Source organism: Eudoraea sp., assembly GCF_049665975.1.
Classification (GTDB): domain Bacteria; phylum Bacteroidota; class Bacteroidia; order Flavobacteriales; family Flavobacteriaceae; genus Eudoraea.
Genome location: NZ_JBATGR010000390.1, coordinates 1 through 3206, shown reverse-complemented (window position 1 = coordinate 3206; position 3206 = coordinate 1). Strand labels below are relative to the sequence as shown.

4 protein-coding genes are annotated in these 3206 nt (G+C 34.6%); 1 reads left to right on the top strand and 3 read right to left on the bottom strand.

Features of this window, described 5'->3' with window-relative positions:
• The first annotated feature begins 58 nt into the window (after nucleotides 1–58).
• Complete coding sequence (locus tag WBN20_RS13165; RefSeq protein ID WP_424282032.1) at nucleotides 59–685, top strand: response regulator; 627 nt, start codon at nucleotides 59–61, stop codon at nucleotides 683–685.
• Between the two features lie 218 nt (nucleotides 686–903).
• Here WBN20_RS13165 and WBN20_RS13160 read toward each other — a convergent pair whose 3' ends face one another.
• From WBN20_RS13160 to WBN20_RS13150, 3 genes are all read right to left on the bottom strand, one after another.
• A complete protein-coding gene (locus tag WBN20_RS13160) occupies nucleotides 904–1959 on the bottom strand; it encodes an AI-2E family transporter (RefSeq protein ID WP_424282031.1) in 1056 nt (351 codons plus the stop codon).
• A gap of 62 nt (nucleotides 1960–2021) precedes the next feature.
• Complete coding sequence (locus WBN20_RS13155) at nucleotides 2022–2648, bottom strand: ion channel (protein ID WP_424282030.1); 627 nt, start codon at nucleotides 2646–2648, stop codon at nucleotides 2022–2024.
• Between the two features lie 73 nt (nucleotides 2649–2721).
• Nucleotides 2722–3206: hypothetical protein (locus WBN20_RS13150; RefSeq protein ID WP_424282029.1), on the bottom strand; the 485-nt coding region annotated here is incomplete at its 5' end.

Here is a 3206-nt window from a genome sequence, read left to right as displayed (position 1 = left end):
TTCAAACTTTTAATTTCTTATTTCTTTATTATTTTTCAACCCCAAAATATTAATAGATATGAAATCAAATATCCTTAAAATAATTGTTATAGATAATGACCACTTATTTCACGCCGCATACAGGTACTATTTTGAAACCTACCAGGATTATTCCCTTCAAGGTATTTATAATTCGGTAGAAGACGCCTTAGAAAATTATGATGACCTATTACCCGATATCATTGTTTCTGAAGTATCTATGCCCGAAGTATGTGGCATAAAAGGAATTGGATTGTTTAGAAAACGGGATCCTGATGTTAAAGTTATAATGATCAGTGCCCAAAAAGATTTTGCGATAATCAAAAAGGCTTTCAAGAATCAGGCTAATGGTTATTTGACAAAACCAGTGACCAAAAAACGCATGTACAATGCCCTGAATTCTGTTAAATATGAAGGTGCGACCATGAGCAATGATATTGTTAAAGCCGTGATCTCTATGTTTCACAGAAAATCATATAACAATTTTTCGGAAAGAGAAAATCAAATAATTGATTATCTGTGTCAGGGAGCGACATATAAACTTATTGCCGACAAGCTTTTTGTAACTACAAGCACCATTAATTTTCATATTCAGAACATTTATTTAAAACTGGATGTCAATTCTAAATCAGAGGCGCTTACCAAACTACAAGAAATGGAAAATTAAACCTTTGGTAAGGAATGCTATAGTTTTTTATTAAGAATCACTTTGTTCAATTATGGTTTTTTGAGGTTCAAATCACTCTAATTGATATTATTACCTAAGAAGCTTTAAACAACAATGGACAAAAGTAGTATTAATTAAGAAACCCGATTATAAAGATCTGGCAGGTCCCTTATACTTTTTTGTCCATTTATTTCAAGGTCTATTCTCTTCGAGTTCCATCATGTGGGTTTACTTTCATCAATTGAAGCTTGTGCATCTTTTTTTGTTCCCAGAACAATGGCGATCCATTTTGTCTTTGGATTTTGCTCACACATGATCTTCATAGTCATAGTCAGAGGCACAGATAAAAACATACCTACAGTACCAAAAACAAATCCCCAGAAGATAAGGGATAAGAATACAATAGTGGTAGATAATCCCAATCCCTGGCCCATCAATTTCGGTTCAACAATACTTCCTATGATCATATTCACAGCAACAAATGCAATAAGAGTAGCCAAAGCGCCCCCAAATCCCAATTGAACCAGCGCAAATAAAACGGCAGGAAAAGCTGCAATAAAAGAACCAATAGTTGGAATATAATTTAATAAAAAGGCTATTAAACCCCATAAAATGGCATAGTCAACACCAATTATTGCCAGAATAATCCAAAGTACAATTCCGGTTAAAAGACTTGTAAGTGTTTTAATTGAAAGATAATGGCGAATACTCTTGGCAATAACATCAAAAAAAGAATATTTAGCGGAATAGTCTTTTAAGATCGCATCTACTTTTACCGAAATATCATCCAATTCCAATAGAAGAAACAGGACCAAAAAAAGAATCGTTAATAAATTACTCATAAATCCCCCCAGTTCACTTAGTGCCCCGGCAGTAAAACCCATGATCTTAGAAGGTTCCATCAATCCTTTAATTTTATCATAGGAAATATTAAACCCTTTATCATTAAAAAAGTTTATAACAGAAGTGCCCATTTTATCCAGGTTTTGTTCATAAATCCCGGAATTTTCCGAAAAGGAAGACAGTGAACTACCAATTAAATCTCCAAATCCAAAAAAGATGGCAATAAGTAATGCAAATACAATTAAAACAGCCAGGCCCTGTGGTACCTTCTTCTTCTTAAGATAGGTAATGGGTTGTGTACAAATAATAGAAATAAACAATGCCATCAAAATTGGGGTGATTAATGAAGCCCCATAAATTAATCCTGCAATAACAATCATAAAGGCAGCCAGACTTATTATAAATGGAAACTTGGTAGCAGATTTATTCATATTCTTTAATATTTTATTGTTCAAAAAGAACAACAAGATACATCAAATAGATTTATATTAAACTAATTTTTACTGGCATATTTTCCTACCAAAATAGCAACCACAACGGCTACATAGAATTGACCCGTAACTGCAATAAGCATTGCCAAAGACTGAGCTAAAGGGAGCTGAGGTGTAATATCTCCGTAGCCGGCGGTAGTTAAAGTTATAAGAGTATAATAAACTAATTCCATGTCAGATTTACCACTGGCATTGAATGAGCCCGGAAGGTACAAGTGACAAAAAGCTACCAGGCTCATAAACATTATTCCGAGCAATAAATATCCATTTAAGGCATTCACCAAAGTATAGATTGTGACGTTTTTTTGATTCATCATATGCCTAACAACAGAACCCACAAGAAAAATTATAAAAAGATTTGTCGTTAATTCGGCTAAATAATGTAGATATATTAAATCAGTTGCCCTTGTTGCCAGTTCAATCAGGATGGCAACAAATCCGATAAACATGACTTTTCTGGAGATAGGGTAAGATGCTAAAAAAAGGATTAGTGAAAAAAGGATTATGGAAAAGATGTTGGAAGGAAACTCAAAAACCGGCATAATAAAAACAAAAGTAAAACAGGTCAACAGCAGCAATACTGCCGATTTGTCTTTGTCCTTGATAGTATTACCTATATTTTCGAGCATCTCGATAATTGTTTTCCAGTTTCCTTATTTGTTTTCAGCACCTATATCAGACTGTTTTCTATTGATTATTCTTTTACTTTTTATTTTTTGGTTTTAATAACCAGAGAAATATGGGTGGCAGAACAAACCAGGCCAAAGTCCATACCAAGGGGCCAACAAAAGCAAGACCAATATTAACTACCGCGGGAAATGGTTCCATCAGGTTGCTCTTAGTTAGTGCATTTATCTCCTCTTCTTTCATATCCGCTCGTACCAGGTTGTGCCTCGAAGCATATACCCAGGCACCTACACTTGTAAATCCCGCAAGAGCCAAACTGCCTGCCTGAAGAGCAGGAGATGAAATACTTTCCAATCCCGGATCCGCAATCGCAAAGTATACAAACATGCAAACCAGAAATAACTGGATTAATGAAAGGGCAGCATGTGTGCCATTTGTCTTCACCAAATTCTTGAAAAAGATATTGTTTTGGTTCCAATACATAAGCGCCAGCCCACCACCTATAAAAATTCTAAGTAGTTCGTTCTTATTATCTATCAAATGACTTAAAAGTCCCAAAG

Excerpts from the sequence above, each read along its gene's own strand:
- WBN20_RS13165 (WP_424282032.1), top strand. The coding sequence starts at position 59 with ATGAAATCAAATATCCTTAAAATAATTGTTATAGATAATGACCACTTA.
- WBN20_RS13160 (WP_424282031.1), bottom strand. The coding sequence starts at position 1,959 with ATGAATAAATCTGCTACCAAGTTTCCATTTATAATAAGTCTGGCTGCC.
- WBN20_RS13155 (WP_424282030.1), bottom strand. The coding sequence starts at position 2,648 with ATGCTCGAAAATATAGGTAATACTATCAAGGACAAAGACAAATCGGCA.